The following is a 17,423-nucleotide window of genomic DNA, read 5'->3' as shown; positions in this document are numbered from 1 at the left end:
ATGCGTACGGCGGGTAGCGGTGCGGGAGTTGTCAGTGCGGCAGGACTCAGCCCTCGCGGCAGGACTCAGCCCTCGCGGCAGGACTCAGCCCTCACGGCGGGGCTCAGCCCTCACGGCAGAGCTCGGCGACGAGCCGGGCGGCCTGCGCCGTCTGCGCACCGTTCAGCCGCGGATCGCACGCCGTCTCGTAACGCAGCGGCAACTCCTCCTCCGCCACCCCGGGCGAGCCGCCCACACACTCGGTGACCTCGTCCGGCGTCGCCTCCAGGTGGATCCCGCCGGGCCACCCCCCGGCCGCACGGACGGCCGAGAAGAAGCCGCGGATCTCGGCGCCCACGGCGTCCAGGTGCCGGGTCTTGTGCCCGGTACCGCTCGTATAGGTGTTGCCGTGCACCGCGTCGCACACCCACACCACCGGATGGCCGAGCCGCGCCACCTTCTCCACCAGCGGCGGCAGCACCGACTCCACCGCCTCCGCGCCCATCCGGGAGATGAGGACGAGGCGTCCCGGCTGGTGGTCCGGATCGAGGCGGGCACACAGCTCGGCCAGCCGGCCCGGCTCCGTGGACGGCCCGACCTTCACCCCGACCGGATTGGCCACCCCTTCGAGGAAACGCACATGGGCCCCGTCCGGGTCACAGGTGCGTGCCCCGATCCAGGGCAGGTGGGTCGAGGTCAGCCACCAGTCGCCGCCGGACGGGTCACGGCGGACGAGCGGCTCCTCGTAGTCGAGCAGCAGCGCCTCGTGGCTGGTCCAGACGGCCGGGGCGCCGACGGCCAGCGAGTCGGGCACGGCCATCCCCGATTGGGCGAGTTCGCGCAGCAGTCCGAGCACCTCGCGCGCGTGCCCGTGGCCCCGCAGCAGGCGCATGGCGTCGGGGACTCGGGCGAGCGGGTCGGGGGCCGGATCGTTGACAAGATGGCCGCGGAAGGACGGCAGCAGCATGTCGCCGACCTGCTCCGTCGGGGAGGAGCGGGGCTTGGCGTACTGGCCCGCGATCCGGCCGACCGGTATGGCGGGCCGGTGCAGCGCGCGCCCGATCTCGCGTGCCGCGGCGTGCAGCTGGTCCACCCGGGCCGCCGTGCCGGCGAAGGTCGGAGAGTCGAACGTCTCAGCGCAGTCGCCGAGTTGCACGACGAACGCCTCGGCGTGCGCGGCCCGGGAGAGGGAGCGCCTCAGGTCCATGATCTCCTGCGGCGTCACCAGCGGTGCGGTGGCTGCCAGCCGTGCGCGCACCCGGAGCAGCAGCGCCGCGTCCGGCCAGTCGGGCTGCTGCGCGGCGGGGTGCCGGCGCCAGTCGGCGGGCGTCCAGGCGGGAGCGGAGCGCGCGGCGAGCGCCGTCAGATGTGCGCTCGGGCGCGCTGACGGGCGCGCTGTCGGTGCGGGTGAGGGCGGTGGCTTCATGGCGGCTTGGTCTCCGTAAAGGGTGAGGGCGAAGCCGGTGTGGGGCCGGGCACCAGTGCCGCGTCAGGGCGGCGGGCGGGGCAGATTCCGGCTGACGGGGCGCCGGCCTCAGTCGTGCGGGACGGCCCAGCACAGGACGCCCTGCGGCAGATGCCGCACCGTCACGCGTACGGAGACTGAGGGATGCCGCGGGACACCGGCGAGGTAACCGTCGTTGTGCGTGTGCAGCCGGATGTCGCGCAGCCCCCGCAGCTCCGGACCGAGCACCGGGCTGAGGGCCTTGAACGCGGCTTCCTTGGCGGAGTACATGACGAACAGGCGCTGGCGCGCCACCGAACCCGCCTGCCCGAGCGACGCCTCTTCGGGGCCGCTCAGTACGAGGTGGGCGGCCGCCAGGGGCGGGGCGTTCAGTTCGAGGTCGACTCCCAGCGTGCGGAAGTCCTCGGAGCGTCCGGCCACGGCGACCGCGACGCCCTCGGAGTGGCTGATCGACGCCGAGGTCCCGTCCGGCAGCAGGGGGCGGGTGCCGTCGTAGAGCACGGCGTCCGCAGACATTCCCGCGGCGCGCAGCGCGCGGTGCAGGGCGCTGCGCCCGATCAGGAAGTCGGCGCGGCGGCGCGGCGGCATCGTCCGGGACAGCTGCCGTTCAGCTTCCCGGACCGCCACCGGCGGGCCCTCGTGGACGGAGGCCGTGCCGAAGCCGAGCCCCGGTGTCCGCGGCCGGAAGTGCGTCAGTGCGCGTGGTAGCGGCAGGAGGGTACCGATGGAGTCCACAGTGCTTCTTTCCGTTCCTGGGATGCAGATTCCTGGGATGCTGGGGTCCATGAGCCCCAGCTCTACGCCGTGAGCAGCTTCTTCTGCACCTTTCCGGTGGAGCCGCGCGGGAGTTCCTCGATGATCCGCACGTCCTTCGGGATCTTGTACTCCGCCATGGCGTCCGCGAGGTGCCCGAGGATCTCCGTACGGGCGACGCCCGCGCCGTGCGCGAGGACGACCAGCGCCAGGGGTACCTCCCCCTCGTCGCCGTCGGTGACAGGGACGACGGCGGCGTCCACGACGGCCGCATGCCGTCGCAGCACCCGCTCTATCTCGGCGGGGTAGATGTTCCTGCCGTTCCTGATGATCACCTCGGTGAGGCGGTCGACGAGATGCAGGCGGCCGTCACCGTCGAGGTATCCCAGGTCACCGGTGCGCAGCCAGCCGCCGACCGAGGCCGCGGCGGTGGCGGCCGGGTCCCGCCAGTAGCCGCGCATCCGGCCGTCGCCGCGGATCTGGACCTCGCCGGTGTGCCCTTCCGGCAGCGGCTTTCCCTCCGCGTCGCAGACGCGTACCGACATGCCCGGGATGACCCGCCCCGCGGGCAGGATCTCGGGGAGCCTGCCGTACGGGTCCGGGTGTTCGTCGGGCCCGAGGGTCACGAGCGGGCCGCCCGCCTCGGTGAGTCCGTAGACCTGGCGGAAGCCGCAGCCGATGCTCCGGGCGGCCGCCGCGTAGAGGTCGACGGACAGGGGCGCGGCGCCGTAGAGGATCTCCGTGAGCGAGGCGGGCAGGGTGTCGTGCGGTTGGGTGGCGAGATGGTCGACCACGCCCTGCAGGGTCTCCGGCACCAGCCACATATGGGTGGCCTGGTGGGTCCGTGCCGCGGAGACGATGTCCTCGGCTCGGGGGCCGGGGATCACCAGCGTCGCACCGGCTGCCAGGTGGGCGAGGGCAAGTACGACGGTGCCGTGGAAGAGCGGACCGCAGGTGACCAGCACGGTGCCGGGGGGCGGGGCGGTCGCCGCCAGCCAGCCGAGGGAGATGTCCTTGACCGAACGGTGGTCCACGACCACGCCCTTGGGGTGGCCGCCGGTGGCCGAGGTGTAGAGGATCGCCACCGGGTCGTCCGTCCGGACGTGCGGTTCGGAGTCCAGGGATTCGGCACTGCCGGCAACACCCTGGAAGACCGCGTCCTCGAAGGCGAGCCGCCACCCGCCGACGGCGGCATGCTGGTCCGCGTGTTCGAGCAGATCGCGCTCGCCGATGATTCCCGCGACTTTGGCGTGTGCGGCGAGTTCCGCGATTTCACCGGAAACCAGACCCGGGTCCAGCGGCACGAACAGAGCACCGATACGGCCGAGCGCGAAGTAGGTCTCCACCACTTCCTTACGATCCCTCGACAAAACGGCAACCCGGTCCCCGTGCCGCACTCCGTGCGCGGCCAGCCGGGACGCCAGCGCCTCGACGCGCAGGGCGAGTTCGTCCCAGGTCAGCGCCCCGCGCATATCGGCAAGTGCCGCCCGCGCACCGAAGCACTGTCGGTTGCGCTCCAGCAACTGAGTAAGCCACATGCCGTTGCTCCCCTGGTCCGATGCATGCGTATATCCTGCTCCTACAAGACGTAAGAGGCCGTGCGGCGGTGATGCACTCCCCGCGTATCCGAGATTCTCTTGGTGCGCTTGTTTCGGCGAGTGTCCGGATCGGTATTCATCTGCATGGCTATGGAGCGGTATACGCGACGCTCCCGCGCATCCGACACAGAGGAATCGGTGGCTCATGACCGGTGTGGTGGACGAGGACTGGCCCACGGCGGACCTCGACACGTTGCGGCAACTGCAGGTGATAGCGGGCGCGGCGAAATACCCGAGTTACGCCGAGCGGCACTTCGACGTGCCGGTCCGGCAGTTGTGGAGCGTGGCGTCCGACCTCGAGCGCGAACTGCCCCATATCGTCTCCGGTCTGCGGTCGTTCACGATCCTCGAGTCCGGCGGCGACCGGCACTCGGGGCGTGCCGTCAGCGTGATCGGGCATCGCGAGCGCTTCGAGGTGGTGCTGCGTCCCGGCTGGTGCCTGATGCAGGGCAGAGTTCTGACCAGCGGTATGGCGGCCGTGCCCGAGGGGGAGGGCAGCAGGTTCGCCTTCTACAGCAGTGCGCGGTTTCCCGGCGGCCAGGTCGTCGACAGGGTGCGGCGGCTCCGGGCGGAGCACCGGTTCGGCAAGCTCTTCGACCGCTTGCAGCAGCGGGTGGCGGCCCGTTCATTCCCAGACATTGCGGAATGACCGCCTGGCTCGGAACAGCCGGGATCTGACGGTGCCGACGGGAAGCGCCAGCACTTCGGCGACCTCCTGCTCGTTGAGGCCGTCGACATGTCTCAGGGTGAGTACGGCCCGATGTTCGGGCGCGAGTCTTCGCATGACGTCGGCGATGTCCGACGCGAGCTGCAGATCATCGGGGGTCGGCAGGTCCTCCCACTCGGCGGGCACGAGTTTCTGACGCTGTTTGGCGATCTTCACGGCCTCGCGGACGGCGATCGCGCGTGCCCATCCGAAGAGTGCCGCGGGCGTCTTGAGCTGGCGGATGTTGCGGAAGACGGCGATGAGCGCTTCCTGCGCCGCGTCCGCCCCGTCCTGCTGCGCCACTGGTCCGCAGATGCGGCCGACGTAAGGCAGGAGGATCCCGAGCAGTTCGTCCATGGCCAGCGCGTCGCCACGCTGGGCGCCCTCTACTAACCGAGCCAGCACGTCCGGATCGCGGACTACTGCTCTCCCGGCCTCAGTACCCATCACTGCGCCCCCTCGTCACGTTGCCCTGTGTGGACGAGGAAACGGCGGGCGGTCGTCAAGCCAAAGGTGTCGCAGAAACAAAGCGCACATGGCATGAACTTCGCCCGGCCAAGCGCAATCCAATAGTCGACTCGCGAGTAACCAATTCGTAAGAAGAACCAGTGGAGTGCGCGTACCCCCCCGTCGAGCACGAATTCAAGTTTCGTTGGAACCCGTAGGTCACCGTAACACCAGGGGTGGCGAAGGTCATCAAGTAATCTGATGGTTCTCAGGAGTCGGGACAAAGTAATTACAAAGTGAACTTCACGGCATTTGCTGTCGTTAATTTTCCGAGGGGTGCGCGTCGGGCTGAGGCGGGATGGAGCTCCTTCTCTGTGACACTCTGCGTAACGGGCCGCGGAACCAGTCGGGGCGTCAGGGGCGGGCGTCGCAGCGGCCCGTGGCCCGGACCGCTGCGACAGGCATCGTCGACATGAGGGAAGAGTCGGCCCGAGCCCGTAACACTCCCCCGCTTCCGAAAGTTGTCCAATTTTCTTGTCACACACAGGCAGCCCCTCGTCACATGCAGGTCGGCGGCGTTCGTCACCCGCGGTCAGCGCCAGAGCGATTTGCGCCACGTTGCCGCTCCGGGGAGTGCCCGGCGCCACCAGGCCCTCTGTCCTTAAGAAGCTCCACACAGGGAACCCCCGCACGGTGCCTGTGGAACGAGGCCCCGCACCAGGGACGTGAGGAGAGTGGCAGATGAACACAACCGGCATGGACACCCTTCGGCACCAGTCCGGTTCCCGGAAACCGCCGGAGGACGCGGACCGGTGGACCGCCGCGGCCAGACTCGTGGAGGCCGCACAGTCCGGCGACGCCCTGGCCCTCAACGACCTGCTGAACCTGCTGACGCCCTACGTCACCCGACTGTGCCGTCCGATCGCCCTGACGCACGGCCCGGACGCGGTGCAGGAGTCGCTCATCGCGGTCTTCCAGGGCCTGCCCAGACTCAAGGACCCCACGGCCCTGTACGGCTGGGTGCGCGTCATCACCGTGCGCGAAGCCGTACGGGTCGCCAGGCGCGCCCAGCGGGAGACCCCCGTGAGCGAGTTCGACGACGTCGCAGGATGGCAGGGCACGGAGCTCGCCGCGGACGTGCACGATGTGCTGCGCCGGATGTCGTCCGAACACCGCGCGGTCCTGGTGCTGCGTGAACTGGAGGGCCTCGACGAGCGATCAGCGAGCGAGGTCCTCAACATATCGTGCGGCACCGTGAAGTCCCGGCTGCACCGGGCCCGCAACAGTTTCCGGAAGGCATGGACCCGATGACCACCGACTGGCCTACGGCCGATCTCGATCCCGTCCTGCGGCTGCGGGTGATGGCCGCGGGGCTCAACTCTGTGATGTACGCGGACGAGTACATCGACGCCCCTCTCGCCGACGTGTGGTCGATGGCAAGCGACCTGGAGGGCGAACTCCCGCACCTGGTACCGACGCTGAGTGCCTTTCACGTGCCGCCCGGGCCCGAGGAGCGCAAACAGGTCTGGGCGTACAGCCTCTTCCGGCACCGGGCGCGGTTCGAGGTGCTGCTGCAGCCGGGATGGTGCCTGATGCAGAGCAAGTACGTGGTCGGCGGGATGGCGGCCGTGGCGGAGGGGAGCGGCACACGCTTCGCCGTGCTCGGCGGTCTGCGGCAGACCCGGCTCACCTCCCTGCTGACACCGCTGCGCCCGCTGGGCAGATCCCGGGGCCTGCGGATGATCGCCCGCGCTCGCCGCCGCACCGCCCTGCGCCGCACCGCACCGCACGCGGAGACCTGAGCGGCTGAGCGCCGGATCCGGTCCGTACCGGGGCGCGCGTGCATCAGCTCATGCGCGCGCCCCAGTGCACGCTTGTGCGGGGGTGTACGGAAGGATGGGGGCGTGATGTCCCCTTCCGCGCGCCCCGAAGCCGCCCCTCTCCCGTTGCCCCGGCTGATCGCGACCGACCTGGACGGCACCCTGCTGCAGGACGACAAGTCCGTCTCCGCCCGTACCGTCGAGGCGCTCGCCGCCGCCGAGAAGGCCGGGATCGAGGTCTTCTTCGTGACGGGACGCCCCGCCCGCTGGATGGGCGTCGTCAGCGACCACGTGCACGGCCACGGACTGGCGATCTGCGCGAACGGCGCCGCCGTCGTGGACCTGCACCGTGGCGGGCGGATCGTGAAGGTGCGGCCGCTGGAACGGACCGACGCGATGGCCGTCGTGGAGACGCTGCGCCGGGTGGCGCCGGGAGTGAGCTTCGCGGTGGAACGCTCCCAGGGCATCCACTACGAGCCCGCGTACCCGCCGTTCTACCTCGACCCGGCCGCACTGACCGCACCGGCGGAAAAGCTCCTCTCCGAGGCGGTCACCGACGGGGAGGGCAAGCCCTTCGCCGACCAGCCGGTGCTGAAGCTGCTGGCGCACCACCCCACGCAGGACCCGGACGAGTTCCTGGCACTGGCGCGAGCGGGCGCGGCGGAACACGCCCAGTTCACCCGCTCCAGCCCGACCGCGCTGCTGGAGATCAGCGGCCTGGGCGTGAGCAAGGCAAGCACCCTCGCCCAGTGCTGCGCGGAGCGCGGCATCGCCCCCCACGAGGTCATCGCCTTCGGCGACATGCCGAACGACCTGGAGATGCTGGCCTGGGCCGGCACCTCGTACGCCATGGCCAACGCCCACCCGGAGGTGCTGGCGGCCACGGACCGCCACACCGGCTCCAACCGGGAGGACGGCGTCGCGGCGGTTATCGAAGGGCTGCTAACGGGCCGGAGCTGAACTGACCGGGGCTGAGGGGCTGAGGGGCCGCGTATTCAGCGCCGGGCCTGCCAGGTCAGCGTGGTGCCGGTCCGCTCACCCTCGCGGCCGAGGCCGGGCGACCAGGTTGCCGTGCCGCCGAGGCTCTCCGCACGGCGCGCGAGGTTGTCCAGACCGCTGCGGCGTCCCTCCGGCGGGATGCCCACCCCGTCGTCGGCGACCGTCAGCCGTACGCCCGGTGAGCCATCGGGCAGCGCCACGCCCGCGTCCACCGTCACCTCGACCCGGCTCGCCGCCGCGTGCCGGGAGGCGTTCGAAAGTGCTTCCCGCACCGCCGCCACCAGGGCTTTCGCCGTCGCTTCGCCGACCTGCGAATCCACCGGACCGGCGAAGTGAACCGAGGGCTGGAAGCCCAGCGGCTCGGCCGCCAGCCCGGCCTCCCGCAGCACCCGGGTACGCAACCCCGCCGGGGCTTGGCCCGGATCCTGCTGGAGGGCGAAGATCGCGGTACGGATTTCGGAGATCGTCGCGTCCAGTTGGCCGGTCACCTCCTCGATCCCCTGGGCAACCGCCGGTTCGGTCGCCCGGCGCCGGGTGGCCTGCAGGGTCATGCCCGCCGAGAAAAGCCGCTGAATCACCAGATCGTGCAGATCCCGCGCGATCCGGTCACGGTCCTCGTAGACCGCGAGCCGCTCCCGGTCGCGTTGCGCGTCGGCGAGGACGAGGGCCAGCGCGGCCTGGGCGGCGAACTGGGCGGCGAGGGTCTTCTCCTCCCCGGTGAACGGTTCCGCCCCAGCCGCGCGGGGCACCGCCAGCGTCCCGATGATCCGGCCGCCGCTCTGCAGCGGAAGCATCATGCTCGGCCCGAACCGCTCCGCGACGGGCGTGGGCATACGCGGGTCACGGGCCGGATCGTCCACGAACACCGGCTCCCCCGCGAGCAGCCGCCCCACCGTCTCGCTGCCCGGACGCATCACGGTGCCGATCAGCTCCTGCGCGTCCTCGGCGGAGGCGGCGACGATCTCCAGACCCCCCTCGTCGGTGGGCAGCAGCACGATCCCGGCCGCGGCGTCCGCGAGCCTGCGTGCCTGCTCGGCGACGACGGTGAGCGCGTCGTGCGCCGCGTGATCGGACCCCGAGAGCAGCGAGGTCGTGACGGCGGCACTGCCCTCGATCCAGCGTTCCCGGCGGCGCGCCGCCTCGTTGAGCCGGGCGTTGCGGACGGCGATGCCCGCCTCGGTGGCCAGCAGCTTGACCAGCAGCGCGTCGTCCGCCGTGAAGTCTCCCCCGCCGTGCTTGTCGGTGAGGTAGAGATCACCGGCATGGCGCCCGTCGACCTTCACCGGGAAGCCGAGGAAGGTGCGCCGCCCGGACCCGAGCAGCCCGTGCCGCAGATCGGGATCGCGGCACACGGCGGTGCGCTCCTCAAAGGTCAGACCGTGGGTGACGAAATGCTCCAGGCCCTCCCTGCCGCGGGCGAGTACGCCGACGGCGGCGTAGCGGCAGTCGGCGACACGGGCGGCCGTGTGCACGATGCGCTCCAGGGTGCTGTGGAGCTCGGAGCCGGTACCGAGGTCGCTCATCGCCTCCAGGAGCTGAGGGAGGCGGGCGGCGTGGTCGTGGGGGAGGGACTCCAGGCCGCTGGTGGCGAGGACGGCCGCCGCGGCGGCCCGGTGGACGGGCGGTCCGGGCCGGCCCAGCCGGTCGTGGGGCGCGGGCATACAGCGAGCCTAAGGGCTGTCCCGTGATCCCTGGTGGATCAGCGCGCGGCGTCAGATGCGGTGCTTCGCAAGGCGGAGGGGCGTCCTCATACTGGGTGTATCCGGGCGTTCCGGCAACGCAGCGAGGTGCCGTAGCTGTCGTCGTGCGCCCGCCAGGGATCACGGGACAGCCCTTAGTGCTGCACCGCGCAGGTTCGTGGCAGCCGCGACGCCCGGTACGGCGCGGCCCCAGGGTCTCGTCAGGCACTGGTAAGCACCGGAAAGGGAGGAAAGCCGGGTCCACCCCTCCCCGGTGCGCCGGTACTGCCCGCCAGCAGGGCGTCCGTCTCCGCCTCGCGGTCCAGCATCCGGCGGAACGGCCCGTCCTCGGTGGCGGCGAGCGCCGCGTACGTCCCGCGCTCGACCGCCCGTCCCCCGTCCAGCACGATCACCTCGTCCACCGCTGCCAGCCCGTACAGCCGGTGGGTGATCAGCACCGTCGTACGGCCTTCCGTCACCGCGAGCAGATCGTCGGTCAGCGCGTCCGCCGTGGGCAGGTCCAGATGCTCGGCGGGTTCGTCCAGGACGAGGACGGGGAAGTCGGCCAGCAGCGTGCGGGCGAGGGCGAGGCGCTGGCGCTGGCCGCCTGAGAGCCGCGCCCCGTGCTCGCCCACCAGGGTGTCCAGCCCGGCGGGGAGGGAGCGCACCCAGGCGTCGAGGCGCGCGGCGCGGAGCACGTCGAGCAGGTCCGCGTCGGTGGCGCCGGGCCGGGCGAGGCGCAGGTTCTCGCGCAGCGAGCTGTCGAAATGGTGTGCGTCCTGGGCGCAGAGTCCGACGAGACGGCGCACGGCGTCGGCGTCGGCGGCCGTCGCATCGGCGGCCGTCGCATCGGCGGCCGTCGCATCGGCGGCCGTCGCATCGACACCGCCCGACAGCGTGTACGTACCGGATTCGGGGTCCAGGAAGCGGAGCAGGACCTGCGCCAGCGTGGACTTGCCGGAGCCGGAGACGCCGACGACGGCCACCCGGCGGCCGGGTGCAAGCTCCAGGTCGAAGCCGCGGAGGGCGAGGGTGCCGCTGCCCGGATAGCGGGCGCTGACACCGTGCAGCGCGAGCCGCGGCGGCCGTGCCGGGTCCGGCGCGGGCAGGGCTTCCGTGCCGCCCCGGCTCGTGCCGCACGGCTCGGGGGTGCCGAGCACCTCGCGCACACGCTCGGCGGAACGCCTGCTGCGCTGCCGGTACTGCACCGCGAGCGGCAGCCCGGCCACCGCCTCGAACGCGGCGAGCGGGGTGAGCACCACGACAGCCAGCCACACCCCGGCCAGCCGCCCGTCGGCCACGGCCTGTGCGCCCACCCATCCGGCGGCGGAAACGGTGAGCCCGGTGACCAGCGCGGTCAGCCCGGAGCCGAGCGCCGTACGGCTCGCACTGCGCGCGGCGATGCCGGTCAGGGCGGTGTCGGCGGCGCGCACCTCCGCCGTACGGGCCGCCAGCACCCCGGCGACGGTCAGTTCGCCGGTGCCGGTGAGCAGGTCGACGGTACGGGTGGCCAGCTCGCTCCGTGCGGGGGCGAGCCTGCGTTCGGTGCGGCGGGAGAGCGCGGCGGAGAGGGCGGGTACGCCGATGCCCGCGGTGGCCAGGCCGAGGGCGAGGACGGCACCGGCCGCCGGCAGCAGCGCGGCGGTGAAGGCCACGGCGGCGAGGGAGACGGTCAGCGCGGTGGCGGCGGGCAGCAGCCACCGCAGGAAATAGTCCTGGAGGGCGTCGACGTCGGAGACGAGCCGGGTCAGCAGGTCGCCGCGCCGGGCCCGGCGCAGTCCGGCGGGCGCGAGCCGCTCCAGCCGCCGGTAGACGGTGACCCGCAGATCGGCGAGGACGCGGAGCACCGCGTCGTGCGAGACGAGGCGCTCCGCGTAGCGGAAGACCGCCCGGCCGATCCCGAAGGCGCGGGTGGCGGTGACGGCGACCATCAGATAGAGCACGGGGGGCTGCTCGGAGGCACGTGAGATGAGCCAGCCCGAGGTGGACATGAGGCCCACCCCGCTGCCCACGGCGAGGGCGCCGAGCAGCAGTGCGAGCGTGAAGCGTCCGGTCAGCGGCCGGGCGACGCTCCGCAGCCAGGCCAACGGGCCGCGGGCTGCGGCAGTGTCGCCGCTGCTGCCGGGCGGGCCCTGGTCCGGGGCCGGATTCGCCGACGAAGCCGGGCTTTCGGCATCGGGCGCGCCGTGCGTCGGCATGTTCCCCGTCCCCTTGGCCCCAGTCAGCGCCGAGTACGGCGGGGCGTCCGGGGCGGGCAGGGTGACGACCCGGTCGGCGAGCGCCAGCAGCGCGGGCCGGTGCACGACCAGCAGCACCGTACGACCGGCCGCGAGGCTGCGGATCGCCTCGACGATCTCGGCCTCGGTACCGCCGTCGAGTGCGGCGGTCGGCTCGTCGAGCAGGAGCAGCGGCCGGTCGGCGAGGAACGCGCGGGCCAGCGCCACGCGTTGCCGCTGGCCCGCGGAGAGGCCCGCGCCGTGCTCGCCGAGTACCGCCGCCGGGTCGAGGTCGGCGGCGCTGGCCTGGCGCAGGGCGGCGCGCACCTCCGCGTCGGTGGCGGTGGGGCGGGCGAGCCGTACGTTCTCCGCGAGCGTCCCGGCGAACAGGTGCGGGTGCTGGGAGACCCAGGCGATCTGCGGGTGCCATCCGCTGAGGTCGACTTCGCCCAGTTCGACTTCAGCGGAGTCGGCTTCAGTGGCGCCGGCTTCAGTGGCGCCGGGCCCCGGACTGCTCAGCAGCACGCGTCCGGCGGTGGGCCGGGTGAAGCCCAGCACGGTGTTCAGCAGTGTGGTCTTGCCCGCACCGGACGGGCCGACCAGCGCGACCGTCTCCCCCGGAGCGACGCTGAGGCTGGTCTCGGGCAGCGAGTCATGCGCGCGGCCCTCGTGCCGTACGAGGACCTGGTCCAGGATGAGGCTTGCCCGCCCGGCGTCGGGGGCGGGCCGGGTACCGGTGGCTGAGAGCGGAGTCTCCAGGACGTCGAAGACCTGCTCGGCGGCGGCCAGCCCCTCGGCCGCCGCGTGGTACTGGGCCCCGACCTGGCGCAACGGAAGATATGCCTCGGGTGCCAGTACGAGCACGACGAGCCCCGTGTACAGGTCGAGGTCGCCGTGCACCAGCCGCATGCCGATGCCGACCGCTACCAGCGCGACGGAGATCGTGGCGAGGAGTTCCAGCGCGAAGGAGGAGAGGAAGGCGAGGCGAAGGGTGCGCAGGGTGGCGCGGCGGTAGTCGGCGGTGATCGCCCGGATGTTCTCGGCCTGGGCCTTGGCCCGGCCGAAGACCTTGAGCGTGGGCAGTCCGGCGACGACGTCGAGGAAGTGCCCGGAGAGCCGGGTGAGCAGCCGCCATTGGCGGTCCATCCGGGACTGCGTGGCCCAGCCGATGAGAATCATGAAGAGGGGGATCAGCGGCAGGGTGAGGGCGATGGTGAGTGCAGCGATCCAGTCGGACCACACGATGCGGGCGAGTACGGCGGCGGGCACGACGACGGCCAGGCCGAGCTGCGGCAGATAGCGGGCGAAGTAGTCGTCCAGAGCGTCGACGCCACGGGTGGCGAGCGCGGTCAGCTCACCTGTCCGCTGGCCTCCCAGCCAGTCCGGTCCCAGCACGGTGGCGCGGCGCAGCAGCCGCAGCCGCAGCTCGGACTTGACGGCCGCTCCGGCCCGGTGGGCGGCGAGCTCGGTCAGCCAGGAGACCAGTGCGCGTCCGAGGGCCACTCCGCCGAGCAGCAGCAGCGGAACCCGCAGGTCCGCCGCACCGTCGCCGTCCTGGAACGCGCGGACGACGACCTCGGCGATGAGCATCGCCTGGGCGATGACAAGGGATGCTCCGGCCAGCCCCAGCGCCACGGAGGCCAGCAGGAAACCACGGGTGGCGCGGGCGTACCGGAGCAGCCGGGGGTCGATAGGTTTCACGTGAAACCTTCCTCAGTGGCTCTCGACGAGGGGAGCCGCGTCCGAAGCGCCCGCACCGTGCGGCGCGTCCGCGATGTGCTGGGTACCGATCCGCTTGCGGAAGACCCAGTAGGTCCAGCTCTGGTAGAGCACCACGAGCGGTGCCGCGATCCCGGCACACCAGGTCATGATCTCCAGCGTGTACGGAGTGGAGGAGGCGTTGGTGACGGTCAGGCTCCAGGCGGGATCCAGCGTGGAGGGCATGACGTTCGGGAAGAGGAGCAGGAAGAACGTCGCGGTGAGCGCCACCACGGTCACCCCGGACAGCGCGAACGACCAGCCCTCGCGCGCCCGGAGGTTGGCACCGACTGCTGCCAGCAGCGCCAGCAGCGCCACACACACCGCCACGAGGCTGGTGCCGTCACCCTGGTCGGCCTGGGTCCAGCCGAGGAAGGCCAGCGCCAGGAGTGCGGTGGCGCAGCCGAGCACGGTGGCCAGCCGCCGGGCGCGTATTCGGATGTCGCCGACGGTCTTGAGTGCGGTGAAGACGGCACCATGGAAGGTGAACAGGCTCAGCATGACCAGCCCGCCCAGCAGCGCGTACGGGTTGAGCAGGTCGAGCAGGCTCCCGGCGTACTCCATTTCCTTGTCGATCTTCACGCCGCGCACGATGTTGGCGAAGGCGACGCCCCACAGGAAGGCGGGCAGCAGGGAGCACCAGAAGATCGCGTGTTCCCAGTTGCGCTGCCAGCGCTCCTCGGGGCGCTTCGCCCGGTACTCGAAGGCGACCCCGCGCACGATCAGGCAGACCAGGACCAGCAGCAGCGGCAGGTAGAAGCCGGAGAAGAGGGTCGCGTACCACTCGGGGAAGGCGGCGAAGGTGGCGCCGCCCGCGCTGAGCAGCCAGACCTCGTTGCCGTCCCAGACCGGGCCGATGGTGTTGATCAGGACCCGGCGCTCGGGGCGGTCCCGGGCCAGCAGCTTGGTCAGGACGCCGACTCCGAAGTCGAAGCCCTCCAGGAAGAAGTAGCCGGTCCACAGGACCGCTATGAGGACGAACCAGACGTCGTGGAGTTCCATCTCTCGCTCCTCAGCTCTCAGTAGGAGAAGGCCATCGGCCGGTCGGCGTCGTCGTCCGAATCTGCGTTCGAGTCGTCCGACTCCGCGTTCGGGTCCGCGTCAGGATCAGCGCCCAGGCCGACGCGCGGTCCGGGCGGCCCGCCGACGCGGGTGGGCGGACGCCGGTCCGCCTCGGTCACCTCGGGCGGCCCCGCCTTGACGTACTTCGCCAGCAGCCTGACCTCGACGACGGCGAGAATCGCGTAGAGCAGGGTGAAGACGCTCATCGAGATCAGCACCTCGGCCTGAGAGACGCCCGGTGAGACGGCGTCCCGGGTGCGCAGCACGCCGTAGACCACCCAGGGCTGGCGGCCCATCTCGGTGAAGATCCAGCCCCAGGAGCTGGCGATCAGCGGGAAACCGAGCGTGAGCACGGTGAGCCGCCAGTACCAGCGGGACAGCGCGGGGCCCAGCGCCCGGTGCTTGGTGAGCGCGAGGCGCGGCACCTCGGTCTCCTCGGTGCGCAGAGCGGAAGCGAGCCAGACCTTCCGCCGGGTGAGCCAGAGACCGGCGGCGCCGAGGGTCACGGAGGTCATGCCGAAGCCGATCATCCAGCGGAAGCTCCAGTAGGCGACGGGGATGTTCGGCCGGTAGTCGCCGGGCCCGAACTTCTCCTGCTCGGCGGCGTTGACGTCGTTGATGCCGGGGACCTCGGAGGACAGGTCGCCGTTGGCCAGTACGGAGAGCAGGCGGGGGATCTGGACGGCGACGGTGTTGTGCCCCTTCTCGACATCGCCGTAGGCGAAGAGCGAGAAGGGGGCGGGCGCCTCGGACTCCCACAGCGCCTCGGCGGCGGCCATCTTCATCGGCTGCTGCTCGAACATCACCTTGGACAGCTGGTCGCCGCTGACGGCGGTGAACGCTCCGGCGGCGACGAGGGTGACGAGCCCCAGTCGGAGCGAGGTACGCATCGCCGTCACATGCTTCCCGCGCCGCAGGTGGTAGGCGGAGATGCCCGCCATGAACGCACCGCCGGCCAGGAAGGCGGCGGTGAGCGTGTGGAAGACCACGACCAGGGTGGTCTCCTGGGTGAGGACGGCGAGGAAGTCGTTCAGCTCGGCGCGGCCGGTCTCCTCGTTGAGGTGGTAGCCGACGGGGTGCTGCATCCAGGAGTTGGCGGCGAGGATGAAGTACGAGGACAGCACGGTGCCCACGGCCACGGTCCAGATGCAGGCGAGATGGATCTTCTGTGGAAGCCGGTCCCAGCCGAAGATCCACAGGCCGATGAAGGTCGACTCGAAGAAGAAGGCGATCAGCGCCTCGAAGGCCAGCGGGGCACCGAAGACGTCACCGACGAAACGGGAGTAGTCCGACCAGTTCATGCCGAACTGGAACTCCTGCACGATGCCGGTGACGACGCCCATCGCGATGTTGATCAGGAAGAGCTTGCCCCAGAACTTGGTGGCCTGGAGGTACTTCTCCTTGCCCGTACGCACCCACGCCGTCTGGAGCCCGGCAGTGAGGGCGGCCAGTGAGATCGTCAGCGGGACGAAGAGGAAGTGGTAGACGGTGGTGATGCCGAACTGCCAGCGCGCCAGGGTCTCCGGCGCCAGGGCGAGGTCCACGCGGTCTCCTTCGGTCGGCACGGGCGGGGGTGTACGCACGACGTGAGTGAGCTTGTGAATGAGTTCACATTCACAAGCTGATTATGCCCGAAGTGTTCTGGAGCGAGACGGGGGGGTCCCCTTTCACCACATACGGGCCGCCGTCAGTGGTGACGGCGGCCCGTATCCGGCTCCGCGAGAGCTCCCCGGGTGGCTGATTCAGGCACCCCGGGCAGCCTCGGTCACGTCTCCTTGCGGAAGGTTTCAGCCACCTGCAGAAAGAGGTCGTTCGCCGCCGTCTCGCCGATCGTCACCCGCGCGCCCTCGCCCGCGAACGGCCGGACGATCACCCCGGCCCGCTCGCAGGCCGCCGCGAAGTCCCCGGTGCGTTCGCCCAGCCGCAGCCAGACGAAATTGGCCTGTGAGTCCAACGCCGGCCAGCCCTGCTCCGCCAGCGCCGCCACGACCCGCGTCCGCTCGCCGACCAGCGACTCCACCCGCTCCAGCAGCGCCTCCTCGCTGCGCAGCGAGGCGACCGCCGCGTCCTGGGCGAGCTGGCTGACCCCGAACGGCACCGCCGTCTTGCGCAGCGCAGCGGCGACAGGCGCCTGCGCAACCGCGAAGCCGACCCGCAGCCCGGCCAGGCCGTACGCCTTGGAGAAGGTACGCAGCACGCACACATTGGGCCGGTCGCGGTAGAGCTCCAGCCCGTCGACCACCCGCTCGTCGCGGACGAACTCCCGGTACGCCTCGTCCAGCACCACCAGGACACCGGCGGGCACCTTGTCCAGGAAGCGCTCCAGCGCGGGACGCGGGATGGCGGCACCCGTGGGGTTGTTGGGGTTGCAGACGAAAATGAGCCGGGTGCGGTCGGTCACCGCCGCCGCCATGGCGTCCAGATCATGCTCCTCAGCCGCCGTCAGCGGCACCCGCACCGAGGTCGCGCCGGAGACCTGGGTGATGATCGGGTACGCCTCGAAGGACCGCCAGGCGTAGATGACCTCGTCGCCCGGACCAGCTGTGGCCTGCAGCAACTGCTGTGCCACACCCACCGATCCGGTGCCGGTGGCAAGATGCTCGACCGGCACCGCGAAATGCTCCGCCAGCTCGGCCAGCAGCCCGGCGCACGCCATGTCCGGGTAGCGGTTCAAGGAGGCAGCCGCGCCGGCCACCGCCTCCTGCACGCCCGGCAGCGGCGGATAGGGGTTCTCGTTGGAGGACAGCTTGTACGCCACCGGGCCGCCGGCGGTGTCCCGCTTACCCGGCACGTAGGCGGGCATACCGTCCAGCGCGCTCCGCAGTTTCGGGGTGTTCTCGGACATCAGCGGCCTCCTCGGCGACGAATACTCCACACCCTAACGACCTCCCGCGCGGTGGGGAGTGGATCAGCGAGTGGCCTCCTGCGGCTTCGAATCCAA

At 71.3% G+C, this 17,423-nt stretch carries 13 protein-coding genes; 4 read left to right on the top strand and 9 right to left on the bottom strand.

Features of this window, described 5'->3' with window-relative positions:
• Positions 1–103: 103 nt before the first annotated feature.
• The 3 genes from LHJ74_RS05060 to LHJ74_RS05050 form a co-directional block, all read right to left on the bottom strand.
• Positions 104–1,405, bottom strand: a complete 1,302-nt coding sequence (locus LHJ74_RS05060; RefSeq protein ID WP_260216283.1) for a 3-deoxy-7-phosphoheptulonate synthase — start codon at positions 1,403–1,405, stop codon at positions 104–106.
• A 108-nt stretch (positions 1,406–1,513) separates the two neighbouring features.
• Positions 1,514–2,179 (bottom strand): 4'-phosphopantetheinyl transferase family protein, encoded by a 666-nt coding sequence (locus LHJ74_RS05055; RefSeq protein WP_260216282.1) that lies wholly within the window; start codon positions 2,177–2,179, stop codon positions 1,514–1,516.
• Between the two features lie 62 nt (positions 2,180–2,241).
• Entirely contained in the window at positions 2,242–3,735 is a 1,494-nt protein-coding gene (locus LHJ74_RS05050; RefSeq protein ID WP_260216281.1) for a class I adenylate-forming enzyme family protein, read from the bottom strand.
• A gap of 205 nt (positions 3,736–3,940) precedes the next feature.
• Between LHJ74_RS05050 and LHJ74_RS05045 the strand changes: the two genes are divergently transcribed.
• Positions 3,941–4,444 carry a hypothetical protein gene (locus tag LHJ74_RS05045; protein ID WP_260216280.1) on the top strand — a complete coding sequence of 168 codons (504 nt, stop codon included), beginning with the start codon at positions 3,941–3,943 and terminating at the stop codon, positions 4,442–4,444.
• Here LHJ74_RS05045 and LHJ74_RS05040 read toward each other — a convergent pair.
• Positions 4,421–4,948, bottom strand: coding sequence for an RNA polymerase sigma factor (locus LHJ74_RS05040; RefSeq protein ID WP_260216279.1), 528 nt, complete (start codon positions 4,946–4,948; stop codon positions 4,421–4,423). The genes LHJ74_RS05045 and LHJ74_RS05040 overlap by 24 nt on opposite strands.
• Before the next feature lie 741 nt (positions 4,949–5,689).
• Here LHJ74_RS05040 and LHJ74_RS05035 point away from each other — a divergent pair.
• The 3 genes from LHJ74_RS05035 to LHJ74_RS05025 all read left to right on the top strand — a co-directional run bounded on the left by LHJ74_RS05035 (position 5,690) and on the right by LHJ74_RS05025 (position 7,728).
• Complete coding sequence (locus LHJ74_RS05035; RefSeq protein ID WP_260216278.1) at positions 5,690–6,259, top strand: RNA polymerase sigma factor; 570 nt, start codon at positions 5,690–5,692, stop codon at positions 6,257–6,259.
• Positions 6,256–6,750 carry a hypothetical protein gene (locus LHJ74_RS05030; RefSeq protein ID WP_260216277.1) on the top strand — a complete coding sequence of 165 codons (495 nt, stop codon included), beginning with the start codon at positions 6,256–6,258 and terminating at the stop codon, positions 6,748–6,750. The genes LHJ74_RS05035 and LHJ74_RS05030 overlap by 4 nt, the downstream gene beginning before the upstream one ends.
• A gap of 105 nt (positions 6,751–6,855) precedes the next feature.
• On the top strand, positions 6,856–7,728 hold the full coding sequence (locus LHJ74_RS05025) for a Cof-type HAD-IIB family hydrolase (protein WP_260216276.1): 873 nt from the start codon (positions 6,856–6,858) through the stop codon (positions 7,726–7,728).
• A gap of 35 nt (positions 7,729–7,763) precedes the next feature.
• Here LHJ74_RS05025 and LHJ74_RS05020 read toward each other — a convergent pair whose 3' ends face one another.
• The 5 genes from LHJ74_RS05020 to hisC all read right to left on the bottom strand — a co-directional run bounded on the left by LHJ74_RS05020 (position 7,764) and on the right by hisC (position 17,327).
• Entirely contained in the window at positions 7,764–9,428 is a 1,665-nt protein-coding gene (locus LHJ74_RS05020) for a sensor histidine kinase (protein ID WP_260216275.1), read from the bottom strand.
• Positions 9,429–9,667: 239 nt separating this feature from the next.
• Positions 9,668–13,363, bottom strand: a complete 3,696-nt coding sequence (gene cydD, locus LHJ74_RS05015; RefSeq protein WP_260216274.1) for a thiol reductant ABC exporter subunit CydD — start codon at positions 13,361–13,363, stop codon at positions 9,668–9,670.
• 12 nt (positions 13,364–13,375) lie between these two features.
• The gene (gene cydB, locus LHJ74_RS05010) at positions 13,376–14,422 is read right to left on the bottom strand and encodes a cytochrome d ubiquinol oxidase subunit II (RefSeq protein ID WP_260216273.1); all 1,047 of its coding nucleotides are present in this window, start codon (positions 14,420–14,422) and stop codon (positions 13,376–13,378) included.
• 17 nt (positions 14,423–14,439) lie between these two features.
• Positions 14,440–16,026: a cytochrome ubiquinol oxidase subunit I gene (locus tag LHJ74_RS05005; protein ID WP_260216558.1), complete on the bottom strand. Its 1,587-nt coding sequence runs from the start codon at positions 16,024–16,026 to the stop codon at positions 14,440–14,442.
• Between the two features lie 221 nt (positions 16,027–16,247).
• Positions 16,248–17,327 (bottom strand): histidinol-phosphate transaminase, encoded by a 1,080-nt coding sequence (gene hisC / locus LHJ74_RS05000; RefSeq protein ID WP_260216272.1) that lies wholly within the window; start codon positions 17,325–17,327, stop codon positions 16,248–16,250.
• Positions 17,328–17,423 lie beyond the last annotated feature (96 nt).

It is taken from the genome of Streptomyces gossypii, from assembly GCF_025165795.1.
Classification (GTDB): domain Bacteria; phylum Actinomycetota; class Actinomycetes; order Streptomycetales; family Streptomycetaceae; genus Streptomyces; species Streptomyces gossypii.
This window is presented reverse-complemented; position numbering and strand designations above follow the sequence as displayed.